General features: G+C 69.7%; 19 protein-coding genes. 11 read left to right on the forward strand and 8 right to left on the reverse strand.

Features of this window, described 5'->3' with window-relative positions:
• The first annotated feature begins 1 nt into the window (after position 1).
• From HFP15_RS12660 to HFP15_RS12675, 4 genes are all read left to right on the forward strand, one after another.
• Positions 2–1,201 (forward strand): phosphoglycerate kinase, encoded by a 1,200-nt coding sequence (locus HFP15_RS12660; RefSeq protein ID WP_168514922.1) that lies wholly within the window; start codon positions 2–4, stop codon positions 1,199–1,201.
• Positions 1,201–1,989 (forward strand): triose-phosphate isomerase, encoded by a 789-nt coding sequence (gene tpiA / locus HFP15_RS12665; RefSeq protein WP_168514924.1) that lies wholly within the window; start codon positions 1,201–1,203, stop codon positions 1,987–1,989. Before HFP15_RS12660 ends, tpiA begins: the two co-directional genes overlap by 1 nt.
• 120 nt (positions 1,990–2,109) lie before the next feature.
• Positions 2,110–2,340, forward strand: coding sequence for a preprotein translocase subunit SecG (gene secG, locus HFP15_RS12670; protein WP_168514926.1), 231 nt, complete (start codon positions 2,110–2,112; stop codon positions 2,338–2,340).
• A 52-nt stretch (positions 2,341–2,392) separates the two neighbouring features.
• A complete protein-coding gene (locus HFP15_RS12675; protein WP_168514928.1) occupies positions 2,393–2,737 on the forward strand; it encodes an RNA polymerase-binding protein RbpA in 345 nt (114 codons plus the stop codon).
• Positions 2,738–2,942: 205 nt separating this feature from the next.
• Here HFP15_RS12675 and HFP15_RS12680 read toward each other — a convergent pair whose 3' ends face one another.
• The 7 genes from HFP15_RS12680 to tkt all read right to left on the reverse strand — a co-directional run bounded on the left by HFP15_RS12680 (position 2,943) and on the right by tkt (position 12,933).
• On the reverse strand, positions 2,943–4,124 hold the full coding sequence (locus tag HFP15_RS12680) for a sensor histidine kinase (protein ID WP_168514930.1): 1,182 nt from the start codon (positions 4,122–4,124) through the stop codon (positions 2,943–2,945).
• 671 nt (positions 4,125–4,795) lie between these two features.
• Positions 4,796–5,575 carry a 6-phosphogluconolactonase gene (pgl, locus tag HFP15_RS12685; protein ID WP_168514932.1) on the reverse strand — a complete coding sequence of 260 codons (780 nt, stop codon included), beginning with the start codon at positions 5,573–5,575 and terminating at the stop codon, positions 4,796–4,798.
• Complete coding sequence (gene opcA, locus HFP15_RS12690; RefSeq protein WP_168514934.1) at positions 5,572–6,555, reverse strand: glucose-6-phosphate dehydrogenase assembly protein OpcA; 984 nt, start codon at positions 6,553–6,555, stop codon at positions 5,572–5,574. Before opcA ends, pgl begins: the two co-directional genes overlap by 4 nt.
• Positions 6,552–8,081, reverse strand: coding sequence for a glucose-6-phosphate dehydrogenase (gene zwf, locus HFP15_RS12695; protein WP_168514936.1), 1,530 nt, complete (start codon positions 8,079–8,081; stop codon positions 6,552–6,554). The genes opcA and zwf overlap by 4 nt, the downstream gene beginning before the upstream one ends.
• Positions 8,078–9,697, reverse strand: a complete 1,620-nt coding sequence (locus HFP15_RS12700) for a phosphoglucose isomerase-related protein (RefSeq protein WP_168514938.1) — start codon at positions 9,695–9,697, stop codon at positions 8,078–8,080. Before HFP15_RS12700 ends, zwf begins: the two co-directional genes overlap by 4 nt.
• A 1-nt stretch (position 9,698) precedes the next feature.
• On the reverse strand, positions 9,699–10,808 hold the full coding sequence (tal, locus tag HFP15_RS12705; protein ID WP_168514940.1) for a transaldolase: 1,110 nt from the start codon (positions 10,806–10,808) through the stop codon (positions 9,699–9,701).
• 22 nt (positions 10,809–10,830) lie between these two features.
• Positions 10,831–12,933 carry a transketolase gene (tkt, locus tag HFP15_RS12710; RefSeq protein ID WP_168514942.1) on the reverse strand — a complete coding sequence of 701 codons (2,103 nt, stop codon included), beginning with the start codon at positions 12,931–12,933 and terminating at the stop codon, positions 10,831–10,833.
• A gap of 332 nt (positions 12,934–13,265) precedes the next feature.
• Between tkt and HFP15_RS12715 the strand changes: the two genes are divergently transcribed.
• The 7 genes from HFP15_RS12715 to HFP15_RS12745 all read left to right on the forward strand — a co-directional run bounded on the left by HFP15_RS12715 (position 13,266) and on the right by HFP15_RS12745 (position 21,745).
• Entirely contained in the window at positions 13,266–14,228 is a 963-nt protein-coding gene (locus HFP15_RS12715) for a heme o synthase (RefSeq protein ID WP_168514944.1), read from the forward strand.
• Between the two features lie 85 nt (positions 14,229–14,313).
• A complete protein-coding gene (locus HFP15_RS12720; RefSeq protein WP_168514946.1) occupies positions 14,314–16,605 on the forward strand; it encodes an ATP-binding domain-containing protein in 2,292 nt (763 codons plus the stop codon).
• A gap of 32 nt (positions 16,606–16,637) precedes the next feature.
• Entirely contained in the window at positions 16,638–17,225 is a 588-nt protein-coding gene (locus HFP15_RS12725) for an FKBP-type peptidyl-prolyl cis-trans isomerase (protein WP_168514948.1), read from the forward strand.
• A gap of 2 nt (positions 17,226–17,227) precedes the next feature.
• A complete protein-coding gene (locus HFP15_RS12730) occupies positions 17,228–17,989 on the forward strand; it encodes an SDR family NAD(P)-dependent oxidoreductase (RefSeq protein WP_168514950.1) in 762 nt (253 codons plus the stop codon).
• Between the two features lie 40 nt (positions 17,990–18,029).
• Positions 18,030–19,007 carry a DMT family transporter gene (locus HFP15_RS12735; RefSeq protein WP_168514952.1) on the forward strand — a complete coding sequence of 326 codons (978 nt, stop codon included), beginning with the start codon at positions 18,030–18,032 and terminating at the stop codon, positions 19,005–19,007.
• A gap of 9 nt (positions 19,008–19,016) precedes the next feature.
• Positions 19,017–19,700 (forward strand): DUF3159 domain-containing protein, encoded by a 684-nt coding sequence (locus HFP15_RS12740; protein WP_168514954.1) that lies wholly within the window; start codon positions 19,017–19,019, stop codon positions 19,698–19,700.
• 38 nt (positions 19,701–19,738) lie between these two features.
• Positions 19,739–21,745: a bifunctional phosphatase PAP2/O-acyltransferase family protein gene (locus HFP15_RS12745; RefSeq protein ID WP_168514956.1), complete on the forward strand. Its 2,007-nt coding sequence runs from the start codon at positions 19,739–19,741 to the stop codon at positions 21,743–21,745.
• Here HFP15_RS12745 and HFP15_RS12750 read toward each other — a convergent pair.
• Positions 21,742–22,875, reverse strand: a complete 1,134-nt coding sequence (locus HFP15_RS12750; protein WP_246271625.1) for a PucR family transcriptional regulator — start codon at positions 22,873–22,875, stop codon at positions 21,742–21,744. The genes HFP15_RS12745 and HFP15_RS12750 overlap by 4 nt on opposite strands.
• Positions 22,876–23,131: the final 256 nt, after the last annotated feature.

Below are 23,131 nucleotides of genomic sequence, written 5' to 3' on the forward strand. Positions count from 1 at the left end.
CATGGCTGTCAAAACGCTGGAAGACCTTTTCGCCGGCGGTGTCGCGGGCAAGCGCGTTCTGGTCCGCTCGGACCTGAACGTGCCGCTCGACGGCACCACCATCACCGACGACGGTCGGGTGCGCGCCGCGCTGCCCACCATCAAGCGGCTGGCCGAGGCCGGCGCGAAGGTGGTCGTCGCGGCGCACCTCGGTCGCCCCAAGGGTGAGCCCGACGCCAAGTACTCGCTGCGGCCGGTCGCCGACCGGCTCGGCGAGCTGCTCGGCGCCGAGGTCGAGCTCGCCGGGGACGTCGTGGGTTCCTCCGCGAAGGAGCTGACCGCCGCGCAGGCCGACGGTTCGGTCGTGCTGCTGGAGAACGTGCGGTTCGACCCGCGCGAGACCAGCAAGAACGACGCCGAGCGCGCCGAGCTGGCCGCCGAGTTCGCCCAGCTCGCCGACGCGTTCGTCTCCGACGGGTTCGGCGTCGTGCACCGCAAGCAGGCCTCGGTCTACGACGTGGCGCGTGCGCTGCCGGCCTACGCCGGTGGCCTCGTGCTCGCCGAGCTGGAGGTGCTGAGCAAGCTCACCGGCAACCCGGAGCGGCCGTACGTGGTGGTGCTCGGCGGTTCGAAGGTCTCGGACAAGCTCGCGGTCATCGAGGCCCTGCTGCCCAAGGTCGACACGCTGCTCATCGGTGGCGGCATGGCGTTCACGTTCCTCGCCGCCCAGGGCCACAGTGTGGGTTCCTCGCTGCTGGAGCAGGACTTCGTGCAGACCGCGCGCAAGCTGCTCGACGAGCACGGCGGCAAGATCGTCATCCCGTCCGACGTGGTGGTGGCGGACAAGTTCGCCGCCGACGCCGCGACGGACACCGTCGCCGCCGACGCGATCCCGGACGGCTGGATGGGCCTGGACATCGGCCCGAAGACGACCGAGGCGTTCGCAGCCAAGGTCTCCGGTGCCAAGACGGTGTTCTGGAACGGCCCGGCCGGCGTGTTCGAGATGGCGCCGTTCGCGGCCGGCACCAGGGGTGTGGCGCAGGCGATCGCCGATTCGGCCGCGTTCAGCGTGGTCGGCGGCGGCGATTCGGCCGCCGCGGTTCGGGTGCTCGGCCTGCCGGAGGAGAAGTTCTCGCACATCTCCACCGGTGGCGGTGCGTCGCTGGAGTATCTCGAGGGCAAGGAACTGCCCGGTGTGGCGGTACTGGGGGAGGGTGCCTGATGGCGCGCAAGACGTTCATCGCGGGCAACTGGAAGATGAACCTCAATCACCTCGAGGCCATCGCCCTGGTGCAGAAGATCGCGTTCTCGCTGCCCGAGAAGTACTACGCGAAGGTGGATGTCACCGTACTTCCGCCCTTCACCGACATCCGCAGCATCCAGACCCTGATCGACGGGGACAAGCTCCTGCTCACCTACGGCGCGCAGGACCTCTCGCCGCACGATTCGGGTGCCTACACCGGGGACGTGTCGGGTCCGATGCTGGCCAAGCTCGGCTGCTCCTACGTCACCGTCGGCCACTCCGAGCGGCGCGAGTACCACAACGAGGACGACGAGATCGTCAACAAGAAGGTGCGCGCCGCGATCAAGCACGGCATCAAGCCGATCCTGTGTGTCGGCGAGCAGCTGGACGTGCGTGAGTCCGGCGGGCACGTCGAGCACTGCACGAGCCAGCTGATCGCCGGGCTCAAGGGGCTCAAGGCCGAGCAGGTCAAGGACAGTGTGGTCGTCGCCTACGAGCCGGTGTGGGCGATCGGTACCGGCAGGGTCGCCACCCCGGCCGACGCCGAGGAGGTCTGCAAGTCGCTGCGTGCGGCGCTCACCGAGAAGTACGGCGCCGAGGTGGCCGACGAGGTGCGCGTGCTCTACGGCGGTTCGGTGAAGTCGGGCAACATCGCCGAGCTGGTCGGGTGCGACAACATCGACGGTGCCCTGGTCGGCGGCGCGAGCCTGCAGGCCGAGGAGTTCACGAAACTGTGCGCGCTGGCTGCCGGGGGTCCGCTGCCGTAAGGGTTGCGGCCGCCGAGTAGTCTGACAACCTCAGACCGTCACACCATCAGGGCACACCTTTGCGGTGACGTACGATCGGGCTGCGGATCGTACGTCACCGGTGAAGACACAGAGGATGAGATGAAGCTGTTCCTCCAAATCCTGTTGATCGCGACCAGCGTGCTGTTGGTGGTCGCCGTGCTGCTGCACCGTGGGCGGGGCGGCGGCTTGTCTTCGCTGTTCGGTGGTGGCATGCAGTCGAGTCTCGCGGGATCGAGCGTGGCCGAGAAGAACCTCGACCGCATCACCCTCTTGCTCGGCGCCGTGTGGTTGATCAGCATTGTGGGTCTGGGCCTGCTGCTGAAGGTCTGAGTGCACGGGCGTGCCTATGGGGGGCGCGCCGCCGATAACACTGTGAGGATTCATGGTTGGCGGTAACGCGATTCGAGGTACCAGGGTCGGTGCCGGTCCTTCCGGCGAGTCCGAGCGCGGCGAGTCCGCGCCCCGGCGCCGGGTTTCCTACTGGTGCGCGAATGGGCACGAGTCCCGTCCCTCGTTCGCGATGGACGCCGACATTCCCGAGGAGTGGGACTGCCCCCGCTGCGGGCTGCCCGGCGGGCAGGACTCGCAGAACCCACCGGCCGCACCCCGCACCGAGCCGTACAAGACGCACCTGGCGTACGTGAAGGAACGGCGCAGCGACGCCGACGGTGAGGCCATTCTCGCCGAGGCGCTGGAACGCCTGCGCCAGCGCCGCCAGATCAACTAGCCCAATCTCGTGAGGGACCCCCTGATGGTGCTCAAGCACCATCAGGGGGTCCCTCACGGTGTTTTTGGGGCAACGGAGGCAGAGGCCGGGCGAGGATGGCGAGGCCGAGCGAACGCCAGACCTGCCCCGATCCCCAGCCGAACAACGCCGCGCTCCGCCGTGTCCAGGCTTGCGCAGCAACCGCGCAGCGGCGCGGAAGGCGGCTTCAGCTCCCTACCGGGTAACTGGCCCGGACCCGGAAACCGCCGTCCGGAGTCGGGGACGTCTCGAAGCTGCCGCCGAGCAGCCGGGCGCGTTCGGCCAGGCCCATCAGGCCGTGGCCGCCCGAGGGCAACGGGGTCACCGTCTCGCGCGGGCTCGCGTTGCAGACCTCGATGTTCAGCTCGTCCCCGGCGCCCAGGATCCGGACGGTCGCGGACGCACCCGGCGCATGTTTGCGCACGTTGGTGAGGCATTCCTGCACTGTCCGGTACGCGGCGGCGGACACCTTCGCGGGCAGCTGCTCGGGCAGGCTGTCGACCGTCAGCTGCACCGGCACCTCGCAGTCCTTCACCAGCTGGTCCAGTTCCCCGAGGCCGGGCTGCGGACCGTCGTCGGCCAGTCCCGAGCGCAGGACGCCCACCAGCGAACGCAGCTCCTCGAGCGTGCGGGTGGACAACTGCCGGATCACCTTGGCCGTGTCCTGCGCGCTCTGCGAGTCCGAACCCGCGGCGAGCACCCCTGCTTGCATGGCGATCAGGGTGATGTCGTGCGAGACGACGTCGTGCATCTCCCGCGCCAGCCGGGCACGTTCCTCCGCGCGCACAGCGTCGGCATGCAGCTTCTGTTCCCGGTCACGGCTCGCGGCGAGCTCACCGAGTTTCTGCGACAGCTGGGCCCGCGCGCCGATGAGCAGCCCGATCGCGATCGGCATTCCGGCGACCAGGACGCCGTAAATCGCATCGAGGACGTGTTCGCGCCAGGACAGGGTGGCGAAGTCCGACAGCGGCCACTGGATGAAACGGCACGCCCACACCAGCGCCGCGCCGACCCACACCTGCCAGTGTGTCTGCTTGCGGGTGGCGAGCATGCCCAAGGCGATCATCGCGGCGAGTTGCGACCAGCCGGTGAGAAAACCGGGCACCGTGCCCAGCACGACGACGAACGGCAGCCAGCGCCGCGCTGCGAGCGCGAGGCACGCCAGTCCGGACAGGTAGATCGAGTAGGTGGGTGCTTTGTCCGGGATGACCAGCCAGACGTCGAGCACCGCGAGCACGATCGCGGTCGCGTCGATCGCCAGCGGCGCGAGGGCCACTCGTTTGAGCCGCAGATGCCGCCGGAAATCTGTGTTTCCGTGCGCCCGGTCGGCGCCTGCTGGGATCCCGATGGAGATTCCCTGTGTGCTCATGCCCTTGCCCCTCGTCGTCTCGTGGACTCGAGAGTGAGATGTCTGAACAACTCGATCGGGACGCATATTCGCAAATAAATGTGCGGATGCTAACGCCCCACCTTTCACCCCGCGAGTTCAGGTTTCCCGGCGGCCGAGTCCCGAGTTCCCTGCGGCCGGGATGGCTGAAAGAGTGGACGCAAACGCCGGGAAACCCGAACTCGCACGCCAGGAAACCTGTACTCGCCGGGGGCCGGGAAGCCCTGACTCGCCCGCCGGGGAACAGGGACTCGGGCGCCCGTAAACCCGAACTCGCGCGGTTGGAAACCCAAACTTGCACGCCTGGAAAATCTCAACTCGGGCTCCCAGAAACCTGACCTCGCGCGCTCCTAAGCCCGGACTCGGACGCCGGCAAACCCGAACTCGCTCGCCGCCAAACTCAGACTCGGCCCCTGAGAAACCCGGACTCGCACGCCTGGAAACCTGAACTCGCGTGCCCGAAATCCGTACTCAAGGCCGGGAAGCCCGATTCGCGCGCCGTCAAGGCCGGACTCGGGTGCCCGGAAACCTAGACTCGGGCGCCGCCAAACCCAGACTCGCGCGCTTCGAAGCCCAGACTCGTGCGGTCGGAAGCCTGGACTCGGGCACTCCCAGGCCTGGACTCGGGCGCTGGGAAGGCTGGACTCGCGGGGTTAGGCCGTGGGGGGTTTGTAGACGTGGGAGAGTTTTGAGGCGGCGGGGGTGTCCAGCAGCCACAGGGTGCGGCGTTGGCCGCGCGCGCCTGCCACGGGTATCTGCACCTCGCCCGCGCCCGACAGCGCGAGCGCGACGGCGTCCGCCTTCGCCTCGCCGGTGGTCATCAGCCACACGTCGTGCGCACGCCGGATCGCGGGCAGGGTCAGCGAGACCCGGGTCGGCGGCGGCTTCGGGCAGTTGCGCACCGCCACCACCGATCGCTCGGTCTCGTACACCGCGGGCGACTCCGGGAACACCGACGCCGTGTGCCCCTCGCCGCCGAGCCCGAGCAACATGATGTCGAAGCTCGGCACGTCGCCGTGGTCCTCCGGCAGCGCGTTCTCGGCCAGCACCCGTGCGTAGGCCTCGGCCGCGGCGTCGACGTCGTCGCCGAACTCGCCGTCGGAGGGCGCCATCGCGTGCACCCGCTTCGGGTCGACGGGCACGTGGTTCAGCAGCGCCTCACGGGCTTGCTTCTCGTTGCGCTCGTCGTCGTCCGCGGGCACGAACCGCTCGTCGCCCCAGTACAGGTCCAGCCGCGACCAGTCCACCGCGTCCCGCGCGGGGGAGTCACGCAGCTGCTCCAGTACCGCGATGCCCGTGCTGCCGCCGGTGAGCACCAGCGAAGCCGAGCCCTTGGCCGCCTGCAGATCCACCAGCCTGGTGACGAGCCGGGCGGCCGCGGCCGCGGCGAGCAGATCCGGATTGGCGTAGACCACGACCTCGCCGTCGCTCATGACGCGGACGCCTTCGCCGGAGTCTTCTTACCGTTCTTCGCCTTGGCCGCCGTCTTCGGCGCGCTCGCGCTGAGCTTGTCCAGCCCGTGCAGAGCGGCCTCGTAGATCTCGTCCGGATCCAGCCGCCGCAGCTCCTCGATCAGGCAGTCCTTGGTGCTGCGCCGGTGCAGGGCGATCCGCCGGGTGGGCTGACCGGGCTGCGCCAGCGTGCCGATCTTGCCGTCGGGCCGGTGCAGCTCCACCACACCGGAGCGGCGCTCCAGCGTGACCGACACGATGCCCTGCGCCGAGGCCGTCTTGACCCGCTTCACCGGCACCCGCAGGTATTCCGCGAGCCAGCCGGCGAGCAGCTCGGTGGACGGCGAGTCCGACTCGCCGGTGACCGTCGCCGCGGTGATCTTCTCGTACGGCGGCAGGTCCAGCGCGGCCACGAGCTGGGCACGCCAGTTCGTCAGCCTGGTCCACGCCAGATCGGTGTCACCCTCCACATAGGACTTTCGGCGGGTGGCCAGTGCCCTTATCGGGTTGCGCTCGGCGGCGGAGTCGGTGATCCGGCGCTGCGCGAGCTGGCCGATCGGGTCCTCCGCCGGGACCTTCGGGCCCGAGCTGGGCCACCAGATCACGATCGGCGCGTCGGGCAGCAACAGCGGCACGACCGCGCTCTGCCCCTGCGAGGCGAGCGGACCGTACAGTCGCAGGATCACGACCTCGCTGGCACCGGCGTCGCCGCCGACGCGGATCTGGCCGTCGATGCGCGCCGCCGCCGTGCGGGAGCCGCGCGCGATCACGATCACCCGGCACGGGTGCTCGCGGCTGGCCTCGTTGGCCGCGTCGATGTGCTCTTCGAGGTGCTCGCCGTCGTCGTCGACGATCACCAGGGTGAGCACGCGGCCGAGCGCGACGGCACCGCCGCGTTCCCGCAGTTCGACCAGCTTGCGGTTGACCTGCGAGGTGGTGGTCGAGGGCAGGTCGATGATCACGGGCGCCTCCAGTTCCGGCCGGACCGTTCCAGCACCTCGTCCGCCGACGCGGGGCCCCAGCTGCCCGGCGAGTACGGCTCCGGGGCGCCCTGCTTTGCCCAGTGCTCCAGGATCGGGTCGAGGATCCGCCAGGACAGCTCGACCTCTTCGTTGACCGGGAACAGCGACGGCTCGCCGAGCAGTACGTCCAGGATCAGCCGCTCGTAGGCCTCCGGCGAGGACTCGGTGAACGCGTGGCCGTAGCCGAAGTCCATCGTGACGTCGCGGACCTCCATCGTGGTGCCGGGCACCTTGGAGCCGAACCGCATCGTCACGCCCTCGTCCGGCTGCACCCGGATCACCAGCGCGTTCTGCCCCAGTTCCTCGGTCGAGGTGTAGTCGAAGGGCAGGTGCGGGGCGCGTTTGAACATCACCGCGATCTCGGTGACGCGGCGGCCGAGCCGCTTGCCGGTGCGCAGGTAGAACGGCACCCCGGCCCAGCGCCGGTTCTGCACCTCCAGGGTCACCGCGGCGTAGGTCTCGGTGGTCGAGTCCTTCGCGAACCCGGCCTCCTGCAGCAGGCCTGGCACCTTCTTGCCGCCCTGCCAGCCGCCCGCGTACTGCCCGCGCGCGGTCGTCTCGTCCAGCGGCCTCAGTGGTTTGGTCGCCGAGAGCACCTTGACCTTCTCCGCACGCAGGGCACGCGGCTCGAAGGACAGCGGCTCCTCCATCGCGGTGAAGGCCAGCAGCTGCAGCAGGTGGTTCTGGATCACGTCGCGCGCCGCGCCGATGCCGTCGTAGTAGCCCGCGCGGCCGCCGAGGCCGATGTCCTCGGCCATGGTGATCTGCACGTGGTCGACGTAGTTGGCGTTCCAGATCGGCTCGAACAGCTGGTTGGCGAAGCGCAGCGCCAGGATGTTCTGCACCGTCTCCTTGCCGAGGTAGTGGTCGATGCGGAACACCGACTCCTCGGGAAACACGTCGTTGACGATGCCGTTGAGTTCCTTGGCGCTGGCCAGGTCGTGCCCGAACGGCTTCTCGATCACGACCCGGCGCCAGGAGTCCTCATCGGACTGCGCGAGGCCGCACCGGGCCAGCTGCTTGGTGACGACCGGGAACGCGCTCGGCGGGATCGACAGGTAGAAGGCGGTGTTGCCGCCCGTGCCCCGCTCGTTGTCCAGCTCGTGCACGGTCTGCGCGAGCCGGTCGAACGCGTCGTCGTCGTCGAAAGTGCCCTGCACGAAACGGATGCCCTCGGCGAGCCGGTGCCAGACCGACTCCCGGAACGGCGTGCGGGCGTGCTCGGCGACCGAATCGTGCACGAGCTGGCCGAAGTCCTCGTTCTCCCAGTCCCGGCGCGCGAAACCCACCAGCGAGAAGCCGGCGGGCAGCAGACCGCGATTGGCCAGGTCGTAGATCGCCGGCATCAGCTTCTTGCGGGACAGGTCACCGGTCACGCCGAAGATCACCATGCTCGATGGCCCGGCGATCCTCGGCAGTCGTTTGTCGCGGGGGTCCCGAAGCGGGTTGGTCCACCGCTGGCTCATTCACCGACCTCCTGTACGGCGCGAACGAGTTGAGCCAGGCCTGCGGCCCGGTCGGTCAGGTGCAGCCGTAGTACGGGCCTGCCGTGTTCGGTGAGGACCTGACCGTCGCCGAGGGCCTGCGCGTGCTGCAGCTTGCCCAGAGTGTAGGGCCGGTCCGGCACTTCCAGGTCGCTTTCCGCGTTACCGGTGAGCTGCAGGAAGATGCCGTTCTGGTGACCGCCCTTGTGGTACTGGCCGGTGGAGTGCAGAAAGCGCGGGCCCCAGCCGAACGTGGTCTGCAGCCCGGTGCGCTTGGCCAGCTCCGCGCGCAGCAGCGACGCCGAGGCGTCGTCGAGGCGGTCGAGGTAGGCCTGCACCGCGAGGTACCCGTGCTCCGGTGCGGAATCCAGGAACTCCTTGAGCACGTCGAGCAGCTTGCCCTCGCCCGAGACTCCTGCCGACGCGAAGATCTCCACCGAGCCATCCACAGTGGACGGTGTCTCGCCGCCCTCCAGTTTGGCCGGATCATCCAACAGCGCGCGCGCCGCGGCCTTGGCGGCCTCGACGTCGGGCTGGTCGAACGGGTTGATCTCCAGCAGCCGTCCCGCGATCGCGGTGGCGAACTCCCACAGCAGGAACTGCGCTCCCAGCGGGCCCGAGGTGGCGATCTTCGCGCCGCGCGCCGCGGATCCGATCGCCACCGCCGTGGCGTCGGAACCCGCGTCGGCGAAGCCCGGCGCCTCCGGGCCCTCGACCGCGACCGGCAGCAGGCCGGTGCCCTGCTTGCCGGTGGACTCGGCGATCAGCTGCTCCGCCCAGTCCGGAAAGCCCTTGATACCCGAGCCGGCGTCGGCCAGCACGACCTTCTCCGCGCCGTCGGCGTGCGCCGCGCCCCACGCCGCCGCCAGCCGCAGCGCCGGGTTGTCCGCGTCATCGCTCGCCAGCGTCTGCGCGACCGCGGCCGCCTGGTCCAGCAGCCGCGCCACGTCCGCACCGGCCAGCCCTGCGGGCACGAGCCCGAACGCGGTCAGCGCCGAGTACCGGCCGCCCACGTGCGGGTCGGCGAGGAAGACCTTGCGGTAGCCCTCGCTCTCGGCCAGCTCGGACAGCGGCGAACCCGGGTCGGTGACCACGACGATGCGGCTCGCGGCATCGATTCCCGACTCCTCGAACGCCTTGGTGAAGATCCGCCGGTGGCTGTCGGTCTCGACGGTGCCGCCGGACTTCGACGACACCACGATCACCGTGCGGCTGAGGTCCCCGGCGAGCGCGTCCGCGACCTGACCGGGGTCGGTCGTGTCGAGCACGGTCAGCGGGGCGCCCTCGGTGCCGGTGATGACCTCGGGGGCGAGCGAGGAACCGCCCATCCCGGCGAGCACCACCCGGTCGATCCCCTCGCCGCGCAGTTGCTCGCGCAGCGCTTCGATCTCGCCGATCAGCGGGCGTGAGGTCTTGTGCAACGTCGTCCAGGACAGCCGGATCGACGCCTCGGGCTCGGCGCCGGAACCCCACAGCGTGGCGTCACCGGCGGCGAGCTTCGAGGCGACCTGGTCGGCGACCAGCTTGTCGATCAGCGGGGCGGCCTTGGCCGCCAGCTCGCCGTCGACGATGGAGACCGCGGTCTCTTCCCCCACCATCTCAGTTCTTCGCCTTCCCGAGCTGCCCTTCGACCGTGTCGAGCAGCTCCTGCCAGGACTTCTCGAACTTCTCCACGCCTTCGTCCTCCAGCACCCGGAAGACGTCGGCCACGTCGATGCCCGCGGCGGCGAGGTTGTCGAAGACCTGCTGCGCCCGCGTGCCGGTGCCGGTGACCTTGTCGCCCTCGATCTGGGCGTGGTCGGCGACGGCGTGCAGCGTCTTCTCCGGCATGGTGTTGACCGTGTTGGCCACGACGAGCTGGTCGACGTAGCGGGTGTCGGAGTAGGACGGGTCCTTCACGCCGGTGGAGGCCCACAGCGGGCGCTGCGGCTTGGCACCGGCGTCGGCCAGCGCCTTCCAGCGGTCGGAGGCGAACAGCTCCTCGTAGGCGGCGTAGGCCAGCCGCGCGTTGGCGATCGCGGCCTCGCCGCGCAGCGCCTTGGCCTCGTCGGTGCCGATCGCGTCCAGCCGCTTGTCGACCTCGGTGTCCACACGGGACACGAAGAACGACGCCACGGACTCGATCATGCGCAGGTCGTGGCCGTTGGCCTTGGCCTGCTCCAGCCCGGCGAAGAAGGCCGCGATGACGTCCCTGTAGCGCTCCACCGAGAAGATCAGCGTGACGTTGACGCTGATGCCCTCGGCCAGCGTGCGCGTGATCGCGGGCAGGCCCTCCTCGGTGGCCGGGATCTTGATGAAGATGTTGGGCCGGTCCACGGTCTTCCACAGGTCCTTGGCCTCGGCCGCGGTCTTCTCCGCGTCCTTGGCCAGCCGCGGGTCGACCTCGATCGACACGCGGCCGTCCACCCCGTCGGTGGCGCGGTAGACGTCACGGAACAGGTCCGCGGCGTTGCGCACGTCGGTGGTGGTCAGCTCGCGGACGGTGGCGTCCAGGTCGGCGCCGCGCGCGGCCAGCTCACGGACCTGCTCGTCGTAGGCCTCGCCGGCGGACAGCGCATTGGCGAAGATCGTCGGGTTGGTCGTGACGCCGACGACGTGCCGGTCTCGGATCAGCTCGGCGAGGTTGCCGGAGTTGAGCCGTTCGCGCGACAGGTCGTCGAGCCAGATCGAGACACCCGCTTCGGAAAGCTGTGCGAGTCGGTCGCTCATGACAGACAATCCCCTTTCTGGGTCAGGCTTTCTTGGTCTTCGCGAGCGAGGTGCGCGCGGCGTCGACCACGGCGTCGGCGGTGAACCCGAACTCGCGGAACAGGGTCTTGAAGTCGGCCGAGGCACCGAAGTGCTCGATCGACACGATCGCACCGGAGTCGCCGACGAAGCGGTACCAGGGCTGGGAGATACCGGCCTCGACCGCCACCCGCGCCTTGACTCCGGACGGGATCACCGACTCCCGGTACGCCTCGTCCTGCGCGTCGAACCATTCCACACACGGCATCGAGACCACGCGGGTTCGAATCCCGTCGGCTTCCAGGCTCGCGCGGGCCTCGACGGCCAGCTGCACCTCGGAACCGGTCGCGATCAGCACGACCTCGGGCGTGCCGCCGGAGGCCTCGGCGAGCACGTACCCGCCCTTGGCCACGCCCTCGTGCGAGGTGCCTTCCAGCACCGGGACGTTCTGCCGGGTCAGCGCGAGGCCGGTCGGGTGGTGGATGTCCTCCAGCGCGGCCTTCCAGGCGCCGGCGGTCTCGTTCGCGTCGGCGGGCCGGACCACGTTCAGGCCCGGGATGGCGCGCAGCGCGGCGAGCTGCTCGATCGGCTGGTGCGTCGGGCCGTCCTCGCCGAGGCCGATCGAGTCGTGCGTCCACACGTAGACGACCGGGGCCTTCATCAGCGCGGCCAGCCGCACCGGCGGGCGCATGTAGTCGGAGAAGATGAGGAAGGTGGCGCCGTAGGGCCGGGTGCCGCCGTGCAGCGCGATGCCGTTGAGGATCGAGCCCATCGCGTGCTCGCGGACACCGAAGTGCAGCGTGCGGCCGTAGGGGTTGGCCTGCCACATGCCGGTGGAGGCCTTCTCCGGCCCGAACGAGTCGGCGCCCTTCATCGTGGTGTTGTTCGACTCGGCCAGGTCGGCCGAACCGCCCCACAGCTCCGGCAGCACGCCGGAGAGCGCGTTGAGGACCTCACCGGAGGCCTTGCGGGTGGCGATGCCCTTCGCGTCCGGCTCCCAGGTGGGCAGGTTGTCCGCGAAGCCCTGCGGCAGCGAACGGGTGGACAGGCGGTCGGCCAGCGCCTTGCGCTCCGGGTCGGCCTGGCCCCACGCGTCGAACTTCTCCTGCCACTCGGCGCGCCACTGCTTGCCGCGGTCCACGGCCTTGCGCGTGGTGGCGAGGACCTCGTCCTCGATCTGGAAGTCCTTGGCCGGGTCGAAGCCGAGGATCTCCTTGACCGCGGCGACCTCCTCGGCGCCCAGCGCGGCACCATGTGCCTTGCCGGTGTTCATCTTCTTCGGCGCCGGGTAGCCGATGATCGTGCGGAGCAGGATGAACGACGGGCGCGGGTCGGCCTTGGCCGCCTTGATCGCGTCCTGGATCGCGACGACGTCCTCGCCGCCGTCGACGACCTGCACGTGCCAGCCGTAGGCCTCGTAGCGCTTGGCGGTGTCCTCCGACAGCGCGATGTTGGTGTCGTCCTCGATCGAGATCTTGTTGTCGTCGTAGAAGACGATCAGGTTGCCCAGTTCCTGGCGGCCCGCGATCGAGGAGGCCTCGGAGGTGACGCCTTCCTCGATGTCACCGTCGGAGGCGACCACATAGATGTAGTGGTCGAAGATGCTCTCGCCGGGAGCGGCGTCGGGGTCGAGCAGGCCGCGCTCGCGGCGGGCGGCCATCGCCATGCCGACGCCGTTGGCCAGGCCCTGGCCCAGCGGGCCGGTCGTGGTCTCGACGCCGGGGGTGTGCCGGTACTCCGGGTGGCCGGGGGTCTTGGAGTCCCACTTGCGCAGCTGCTTGAGGTCCTCCATCTCCAGGCCGTAGCCCGCGAGGAACAGCTGGATGTAGAGGGTCAGGCTGCTGTGCCCGGCGGAGAGGATGAACCGGTCACGAGCGGGCCACTCGGGGTCGCTGGGGTCGTGCCGCATCTCACGCTGGAAGAGCGTGTAGGCCAGGGGTGCCAGGCTCATCGCGGTGCCGGGGTGACCACTGCCACAGTTCTCGACTGCGTCCGCGGCCAGGACCCGGATGGTGTCCACGGCGCGAGTGTCGAGGTCGGTCCAGTCGGCGGGCACGTTCCGCCGGAGCAGAGGGTTGTTCTCGCTGATAGAAGCGGTTTCGGACACTGAACTCGAACTCCCCGTGCGGTCGTTGGGTCGGTTTGCTCACACTTGTCGCGCTCCGCGGCGGCCCTCATTCATCTCAATCGATCCCGAAGGAACAATATTCCTGCTAGGAGCCGTGCGCGCGCCGACAGTCAGGCAGCCTAGTAGGTCGGGTACCCGAGCGTCGGAAGGCCAACACCCCGGCCCGCCTGCCCGGCCGCCACCCCTGGTGGAAGTCGCTCCGCTCCTTTCGTGCCGAACCCCCACAGCGCGGAGATCAATCGCCGATGACTACGATCAATCGCGGTGCCGCGTTTCGCGTGACACCACCCGAAACTGACTCAGGGAGCGAAATGTCGTTGGTGGACGCTGCGCACGGTCGCAGTGACAGCACCAGCGCTGCACATCCCGGTAGCGGAAACCGCCTCCGGCAGCGCGTCGGCGCGTATCTCGCGCTGGCCAAGCCACGGGTGATCGAACTGCTGCTGGTGACCACCATCCCCGCGATGTTCCTCGCCGCGCGCACCATCCCGTCGCCGTGGCTCGTGGTGGCCACCCTCGTCGGCGGCACGATGGCCGCCGGCAGCGCGAACGCCCTCAACTGCGTCATCGACGCGGACATCGACAAGGTGATGAACCGCACGAAGCGCCGCCCGCTCGTGCGGGACTCGGTGCCGCGGCGCAACGCACTCGTGTTCGGCCTCGCGCTGGGCGTGGCCTCGTTCACGTTGCTGTACTTCACCGTGAACCTGCTCGCGGCGGTGCTCGCCGTCGCGACGATCCTGTTCTACATCTTCGTGTACACGCTGGTGCTCAAGCGCCGCACCGCGCAGAACGTGGTGTGGGGCGGCGCGGCGGGCTGTATGCCGGTGGTGATCGGCTGGGCCGCGGTCACCGGCACCGTGCAGTGGCCCGCGTTCGTGATGTTCGGCGTGATCTTCTTCTGGACGCCGCCGCACACGTGGGCGCTGGCGATGAAGTACCGCGAGGACTACGAGCGGGCCGGCGTGCCGATGCTGCCGGTGGTGGCCACGGCCGAGCACGTGGCGCGGCAGATCGTCATCTACTCGTGGGTGATGGTCGCCTGGACCCTGCTGCTGATCCCGGCGACCAGCTGGCTGTACGCGTCCTTCGCGGTCGTCGCGGGCGCGTGGTTCCTGTTCTACGCGCACCGGCTGCAGATCCAGGTCCGCCGTGGCGTGGAGACCAAGCCGATGGCGTTGTTCCACCGGTCCAACACCTACCTGATGGTGGTGTTCGTCGCACTGGCCGTCGACTCGGCGATCGGGTTGCCCGCGCTCGGGCTGCCGTTCTGACGCTTCCCGGGAATTCTCCCGGCGGGTGCCGCGTTGGACTTGGGCCGACCAAACACCTGAAGCGAAAGTGGGTTGCGTCTTGTCCGTGTCCCAGAAACGGGAACCAGACAACAGCACCGACGATCTCGCGGGGGAGCAGGACTATGTGTCGATGCTCTACCGCAAGCTCGACGCCGAACGCGATTCCGCGCAGCGCAGGCTGACCGGAGCGCTGGAGCAGACCGGTGGCACACCGCAGGCCCGCAGCGAACGTGACGTCGCGACCACCACGTATTCCGACCGCCTGGCACAGCTGTCGTCGGTCGAGCAGGGCCTGTGCTTCGGCAGGCTCGACTTCCACGAGGGGGAGACCGCCTACATCGGCAGGCTCGGCCTGTTCGACGAGGAGGGCGACTACGAACCCCTCCTGCTCGACTGGCGTGCCCCGGCGGCGCGGCCCTTCTACCTGGCCACCGCCGCCTCGCCGGACGGTGTGCGCCGCCGCAGGCACATCCGCACGCTGAGCCGCAAGGTCGTCGCGCTCGACGACGAGATCCTGGATCTGCGTGCCGAAGACCAGGGCCACGACCTCGGCCTCGCGGGGGAGGCCGCGCTGCTGGCCGCGCTCGAACGGCGCCGCACCGGCGAGATGAGCGACATCGTCGCGACCATCCAGGCCGAGCAGGACCGCATCATCCGCGACGAGCTGAACGGCGTGCTCGTCGTGCAGGGTGGTCCCGGCACCGGCAAGACGGCCGTGGCGCTGCACCGCGCCGCCTATCTGCTCTACACCTACCGCCAGCAGCTCGCGACGCGTGGCGTGCTCGTGGTCGGCCCGAACAGCACGTTCCTGCGCTACATCGGCCAGGTGCTGCCCTCGCTCGGCGAGACCGGCGTGCTGCTGTCCACCGTCGGCCAGCTGTTCCCCGGCGTGCGCGCCACCGGCCAGGACACCCGCGACGCCGCCGAGGTCAAGGGGCGCGCCGCGATGGCCGAGGTGCTCGCCAACGCGGTCGCCGATCGCCAGCAGGTGCCGGACGACTTCCTCGAGGTGGAATTCGACGACGGGATCCTCCGCGTCGACCGCGCCACCGCCGAACGCGCCCGCGACAAGGCGCGTGGCACGCTGCGGCCGCACAACCTCGCCCGCCGCGTCTTCCACGACTTCGTGCTGGACGCGCTCGCCGAACAGGCCACGAGCCGCTTCGAGGTGGACCTGTTCGAGGGCGTGCCGGAGATCCCGCTGAGCGAGGGCGAAGACCCCGACGTGCCGGTGCTCGACGCCGGCGACCGCACCGAGATCCGCGCCGAACTGGCGGCCTCGGACACGGTCGGGCGGCTGCTGGACTCGCTGTGGCCCAAGATCACCCCGCAGCGGCTCCTGCGTGACCTGTTCGCCTCGCCAGGGCGGCTGGCCTCGGCCGCCGGCGGCGTGCTCAGCGAGCCGGAGCGGGAGTTGCTGGTGCGCCCGGAGAAGTCCCGCTGGACTCCCGCCGACGCGCCGCTGCTCGACGAGCTGGCCGAGCTGCTGGGCGAGGACGACTCCCAGCGGCAGGCCGAACGCGAACGCCGCCAGCGCGAGGAACGCGCCTACGCCGAGGGCGTGCTGGACATCCTCGAACAGGACGAGGAGATCATCGACGAGGAGATCCTGCGGGTCCGCGACATCCTGGACGCCGAACTGTATGCCGAGCGCCAGCAGCGCCGCAGCGAGCTCACCGCCGCCCAGCGCGCCGCGCGCGACCGCAAGTGGACCTTCGGGCACGTGATCATCGACGAGGCGCAGGAGCTCTCGCCGATGGACTGGCGGCTGCTGATGCGCCGCTGCCCGAGCCGGTCGATGACGCTCGTGGGCGACGTGGCGCAGACCGGCGCCCCGGCCGGTGCCTCGACGTGGCACGACATGCTGAGCCCCTACGTGGAGGACCGCTGGCGGCTGCGCGAGCTGACCGTGAACTACCGGACCCCGGCCGAGATCATGAGCGTCGCCGCGGCCGCACTGGCCGAGGTCGATCCCGCGCTGCGCGTGCCGACGTCGGTGCGGGAAACCGGTGTGCTGCCTTGGCATCGGCGGGAAGCTGAAGTAAACCTGAAGTCCATTGTGGACGACGAGCTGGCCGCGGCGGACGGTGGCACGGTCGCGGTGCTGTGCCCCGCGGGCCGGCACGCCGAACTGTCCGGCGTGCTCGCCGAGGACGAGCGGCTGTCCGTGCTCACCGTCGCCGACGCCAAGGGGCTCGAGTTCGACGGCGTGCTCCTGGTGGCGCCCGAGGAGATCGTGACCGGTTCGCCACGCGGCTGGAACGACCTCTACGTCGCGCTGACCCGCGCCACCAAACGGCTTGGCATCGTCTACTCGGGACAGGGCGTCGCGGACGTTCTCGTGGGTGCCGGATAAGGACTGGTCAGCGCCCGGATAAGGTGAGCGCCATGCGTAACGCTGGCAAGATCTTGTTCGCGGTGGCCGCTGCGGTGAGCCTCGCCGCCTGCGTCCCCAACCAGGAGCCGACGTCGTACCCGCCGGGCGGTGGCCCGACGTACCCGGCGCCCAACCCGGCGACCGGCGCGTCCTCGTCGGCCCAGGCCGCCCCGAGCAGCGGGCAGCAGCATGAATGCACCGCCGACGACATCACCGTGACCGGCGCGTTCGGCAGCAAGCCGACCGTCACCATCCCGGACACCTGCAGCGCGCCGACCAAGCTGCTGAGCAAGGACCTCACGCCGGGCACCGGCGCGGCGGCCAAGGCCGGCAGCGCGCTGCAGATGAACTACGACCTGGTGACCTGGTCGGACAAGCGGGATCAGCAGAACTCGTTCTCGGGTCAGCCGTTCTCGTTCACGCTCGGCCAGGGCACGGTCATCCCCGGCTGGGACCAGGGCCTCGTCGGCATCAAGCAGGGCGGCCGCAGGCTGCTCGTCGTGCCGCCGGACCTCGGCTACGGCTCCGCGGCGCAGGGCACCATCAAGCCCAACGAGACGCTGGTCTTCGTCGTCGACGCGGTCGGCGTCACCGGCTAGCGATGGACATCCGCGGGGCGGTCGCGGTGGTGACGGGGGCGTCGTCGGGTATCGGCGCGGCCACCGCGACGCGCCTGCACGCGGCCGGGGCACGGCTGGTGCTGCACGGCCGCGACGGCGGCAGGCTCGCCGAACTGGCCGAACGCACCGGCGGGGTGGCGCTGACGGCCGACTTCGCCGATCCGGCCGCGGTGCGGGCGGCCGCGGCGGAGATCAACGACCGGTTCGCGGGCGTGGACATCCTCGTCAACAACGCCGGCATCGGCTGGGCCGGGCCGTTTCACGAGATGGCCGCGGAGGACGTGCGGCGGCTGGTCGAGGTGAACCTCACGGCGCAGCTGGAACTGACGCGCGCCCTGCTTCCCGGCATGCGTGCGCGGCCGAGCGCGAGCGTAATTTTCGTCACGTCGATCGCGGGCCGTGCGGCGGTCGCGGGAGAAGCCGTTTATTCCGCGGTCAAGGCGGGCGTCGACGCTTTCGCCGAAAGCCTGCGTTTCGAATCGGCGGGCACCGGGCTGCGTGTCGGCGTCGTCGTGCCCGGTGTCGTGGACACCGAATTCTTCGCGCGCCGTGGACGCCCGTACGAACGCGGCACTCCTCGGCCGATTTCCGCCGGACGGGTGGCGGAGGCCATTGTTCACGCGATCGAACGCGACCGCGCCGACGTCTACATTCCCCGCTGGCTGCGGCTGCCGATTCTGGTGCGGGGCGTCGTACCCGGGGTGTACCGTGCGTTAGCGGTTCGTTTCGGTGGTTCCGGCTGATCTCCGGAATTTTTTCGCGTTGGGGAGCGCTGCGGTTCGTGTGTTCGTTCCGGTCATTCTCGGCTTCGTCGCGGCCTTTCTTTTCGCCGCTTCCGCCGCGCTCCAGCGGAGCGCGGTGCTCGAGGTCGCGGACGCCGATGTCGAACACCGGGCGAGCAGGCACCGGATCCCGATTCTCTGGCTGATCCGTTCACTGCTCCGCCGCCGGGTGTGGCTGCTGGGCTGGGTCACCAACCTCACCGGTTTTCTCTGCCAGGCGGCCGCGCTGCATTTCGGGTCGATCGCGCTCGTGCAGCCGCTGCTGGTGACGCAACTGCTGTTCGCGCTGCCGATGGCCTCGGCCGCGATCCGGCAGTGGCCCGCACTGCGGGACTGGTTCGCCGCGCTGGCGATCAGCGGCGGCGTCGCGGTCTTCCTCACCGTGGAAGGGGCCGCCCCTCTGCAAGGCTCGCCCGACCGGGGGCGACTGCTTCTCGCGGTGCTCGTCGCGGCCGCCGCGGTCGTGACGCTCGTGCAGATCGCGCAGGGCCGGGGCCCGCTCGCGCACAGTGCGCTGATCGCCTGCGGCGCGGGTGTCTGCTACGCGATCAGTGCCGCCATGATGAAGCTGACCACCGACGATCTCATCAATCGCGGAGTGCTGGCCACGGCACTCGACTGGCCTGGTTACGTGCTCGCGCTGTCCACGCTGACCGGGTTGCTGCTCGGCCAGCAGGCCTACGGTTCCGGATCGCTGTCGGCGGCGATCGCGATGATGTCGATCGTCAACCCGGCGGTCAGTTACGCACTCGGCCTGCTCGCGTTCCACGCGGTGCTGGCCACCTCACCCGCGCCGCTCGCCGCTTCGGCGGGTGCGGCGTTGCTGCTGGTGCTGGGTGTGTTCGGGCTGGCACACTCCCCGACGGTGCAGCGGGAGACCACGCGAACGGCAACACATGGCGTTTACCCACACGTTGATAGGTTGCCCGCCGAAGTTGCGACCCCCGTGCATCCCCAGGACACTTGTCCACAGGAGTGAAACAAACCCGTGCAGCAGCCCACCGCGAAACCAGCTGAACCGCGTCACCTGGTTATCGAGATCCCGCACCTGCGGAGCACCTTGGTCCGGGCGCTGATCCTGCTCGTCGAAACGGTTGTCGTGCCCAGCGTGCTGCTCGCCGTGTTGCTGCAGTTCGCCGGGCTGGTGCCGGCGCTGTGCGCGGTGATCGGCTGGGCGGCGCTGGTGATCGGAGCCCGCAGGGTGCTGCGGCGGGACCTGCCGGGCACGCTGCTGCTGTCCACGGGGATGCTGGTCAGCAGGGCGATCGTCGCGCTGATCATGTCCAGTGCCGTCGTCTACGTCCTGCAGCCCGCGCTGGGATCGGTGCTGATGTTCCTGATCTTCGTCGGCAGCGCGATGCTCGGCAGGCCCATCACCGCGCGGCTGGCCAGGGACTTCGTGCGCCTGCCCGCGGAACTGTTCGCACACCGGACCGTCAACCGCGTGTTCGTCGAAGTGGCACTGCTGTGGGGCGGTTCGCGGCTGATCGACGCCGGGATGACCATCGGCTTTTTGCACTGGGGCGTCGAGGCGGGGCTGCTGTCGCGGGGTTTGCTCAGCGGTCTGCTCACCACGCTGACCGTCGCGATCTGCGCCGGTCACGGCTGGCGAAAACTGAGCCGGGTCCCCGGGCTCACGCTGCGGATGCGCTGGCACACGGCCAAGACCTGATCATCTAGGCCGAGCGCCGACGGGGACATCCGTGCTATATGACGGATGTGCTCACAGCCGGCTCGTCAACCAACAGGTCGTTAACGGCGAGACAAGACCCTGGGGCCATCGGGCGGCCGAGCTGGTGGCGGGAGCTGCTGGCCGGCCTGACGCTGTTCGCCGTCTATCTGCTGATCGAGGCACATCCGCTGCCTTCGCCTGAAGTCCGCGCGCTCAATGCCGGCGAGTCGATCCTCGCCCTGGAACGGGCGCTGCACCTGGATTTCGAGCTTCCGATGAACCAGTGGCTGGCCGCACAGGGCTGGCTGCGCACGTTCGCGAACTACGAGTACGCGATCACCTACATCGCGAGCGCGCTGGTGCTGCTGGTGTGGGTGTACGCGCGCCACCCCGGCCACTACCGGACCGTGCGCAACTCGTTTCTCTGGCTCAACCTGCTGGCACTGGCCTGTTTCTGGCTCTACCCGGTGGCCCCGCCGCGGATGCTGGCCGGCGCGGGCTTCATCGATACCGTCCGGCTCGGGCACACGTGGGGTTCCTGGGGCTCGCCCATGGTGGACAACGCCAACCAGCTGGCCGCCATGCCGTCGCTGCACGTGGGCTGGGCGCTGTGGGTTTCGGTCGTGCTGGCCAGGATCCGCGGCGGGCGGGGAGTGCAGGTGGTCAGCGCCGGGCACGTGCTGATCACGCTCGCCGTGATCCTCGCGACCGGCAACCACTACTGGCTCGATGCGGCCGGTGCTGTCGCGGTGGTGGCCGCTGGTGCCATGATCGCTGATGTGGTGAGCAAACGAACGGACCGCGTCGCCGCATCCGACGCGTTCTTCCTGCAGGTGGAGCGGCCGTGGTCGCCGCAGCACGTCGGCGGCCTGATCATGCTGGACACCTCGCGCGCGGACGGTATGCCGACCCATGAGCTGGCACGGGCGACCATCACCGCGAAGCTGGACGAGCTGCCGCGGTTCCGGCAGCGGCTGTCCGAACCCTCGGCGTGGCGGCCGTTGCGCTGGGTCGAGCATCCCGACATCGACTGGAACTGGCACGTTCCGGTGTTCGACCTCACCGGGGCCGACGGTGCCCCTGGCGGGATGGACGCGCTGCACAAGCTCGTGGCCGAGCTCGCCGGGACGCCACTGCCGCGTGACCGGCCGCTGTGGCGGTACTGCGTGGTCACCAACATCGAGCACGACACGGCGGCCGTGATCTCACTGGTGCACCATTCGATGGCCGACGGCATCGGCACCATCAACCTGATGCTGCGGCTGTTCGACTCGCCCGATCTGACCTCCGCGCTCGGCGAGGTGAAAACCCCTGGCGCGGCGAAGAAGCTGCTCGGCGGCGTCGTCGGGCTCGCCCAGCTCGCCACCGACCACCGGCCCGAATCCCGGCTGCTCGCGCGCGAATCCTCCGAACGCGTCTTCGGCACGCTCCGGCTCGACCTGGAGGGTATGAAGCGGCTCGCGCGCGAGCGCGGCGTGCGGGTCACCGATCTGCTGCTGACCGGCACGGCCGCGGCACTGCGGCGCGTGGCGAAGGGCCCGTTGCCGTCGAAGCTGCTGGTGTCGGTGCCGCTGATGGCGGCCGAGCCGCGAGCCGATCTGGCGGGCAACTCGACGGCGGGCGTGATGGTCGAGGTCCCGATGGGCGAGATGCCGGAACGGCAGCGGCTGGCGGCGGTGGCGAAGGCCGGCAGCCGGCTGCGGAGCGGCACGCGGGTGATCGCGTCGCGGTTCGTGATGCACACCGTCGCGAACCTGATGCCGCCGTGGTTTCACCGGTGGTTCGCGCGCAACGTCTACGGCGGGCGGTTCTTCCACGGCACCGCGTCGAACATGCCGGGCGCCGACTGGCAGGTCGCGTGGGGGCCCTATCCGCTGATCACGGCGCTGCCCATCATCCCGCTCGCACCGGGTACGCCGTTCGTGGTCGGGGTGCTGGGCTGGTACGGCTCGTTCTCCATGAGCATGGCCACCGACCCGGCGTTCGTCGACGACGTGGAGCCGTTCTTCAAGGAGTTCCAGAAGGCGCTGGACGAGCTGGCCTAGTTCTCTTCGGGAAGGCCCCAGGCCAGCGCCAGCGTCAGGCGGCGGCGGTTTTCCGGGTCGTCGATGGACTCGCCGAACAGTTCGCGCAGCTGGCTCATCCGGTACCGCACGGTTTGCGGGTGGATGTGCAGTTCCTCGGCCACCGCCCGCCGGTCGCCGAGATGGCGCAGCCACGACGCGAGCGTCTCGCACAACCGCTGCCGGGTGACGGGCCCCAGCTCGGTCAGCGGGGCGAGGGCCTGGTGCCGGAACGCGTCCAGCAGTTTGGGGTCGCGGTGCACGATGATCGAATCGAGATGCTCGTCGACGAACACCGGATCGTCGCGCAGCACGTTCGTGCGCCGCAGCTGCGCCGCCGATTCGGCCACCCGCAGGCTTGCCGGGAGGTGTTCCAGCGTGACGGCGTGCCCCACGACGGCACCCGCGCCGTGCAGCGCGGAGGCCAGCCGCTGCCGTCGCTGCGGGCCGTCGGGGTCCGGGATGATCGCGCACACCATCCGCTGGCGCCGCACGTGCAGGCACGACTGGTCCAACCGCGCCAGCAGCGCGCTACCGACCGGATTGTCCGGTTCGACGAGGATCACCGCGGCGTGCTGGGGCAGCGGCCAGTCCAGCCGCGCGGCCGCCGCGCGGATCGCGGCCGTGTCCGAACGGTCGGACAGCAGCATGTTGCCGAGTTCGTCGCGCAGGCGCTCCCGCGCGGCCGCGGCCTCGGACTGCTCCAGCACGTAACCACGCGCGGACGCCGAGGACAGCTGGTCGATGAAGATGAAGACCGCTTCCGCCAGCGACGCGAACACGTCCGAGGGCACGCCGACCTCCAGCGCCACCTCCGCGACGTGATGCCACGCGACCCGTGCGCCGATCTGGTACGCCGAAAGCAGGCTCGTCAGATCCCGGCCCTGCTGCCACTGGGCGCGCCCGATCTCCTCGAACAGCGACTGCTCGCCGAACTGGTCGGAGTTCTGCGCCGTCGCGCCGGACAGTTCGGTGATGTCCCATTTGGCCATCCGCACCAGCCGGTGCAGGAACATGTTCGCCGCGACCAGGACCTCGTCCCGCTCGGTGACGATGAAGTCCGCGTAGTCCGGCCAGTGCGGACTGAGCAGGCGAATCACGTCGTCAAGCATCCTGGGTAGCCGGTCCGCTGTGGCCGCCGACAGTCTTTCGAGCTTTGTGTCACTCGCCTCAACTCTTCTGCCCACTGCCGTGGCATCCTCCCCGCTCGATGTCCCAGGCGTCCTTCGTTCGGGTCAATACTGTTCGCTCGTGACAACCCGCGGTTCCCCGAATTTGTTTCCCGCGCGAAGAATCCCGGTCGCCTTCCATTGGATTATGGGCCGATGGAACCAGCACCGGCAGGTCATGACACGGTCGGCGACCGGG

It is taken from the genome of Amycolatopsis acididurans (assembly GCF_012328925.1).
Classification (GTDB): Bacteria; Actinomycetota; Actinomycetes; order Mycobacteriales; family Pseudonocardiaceae; genus Amycolatopsis_E; species Amycolatopsis_E acididurans.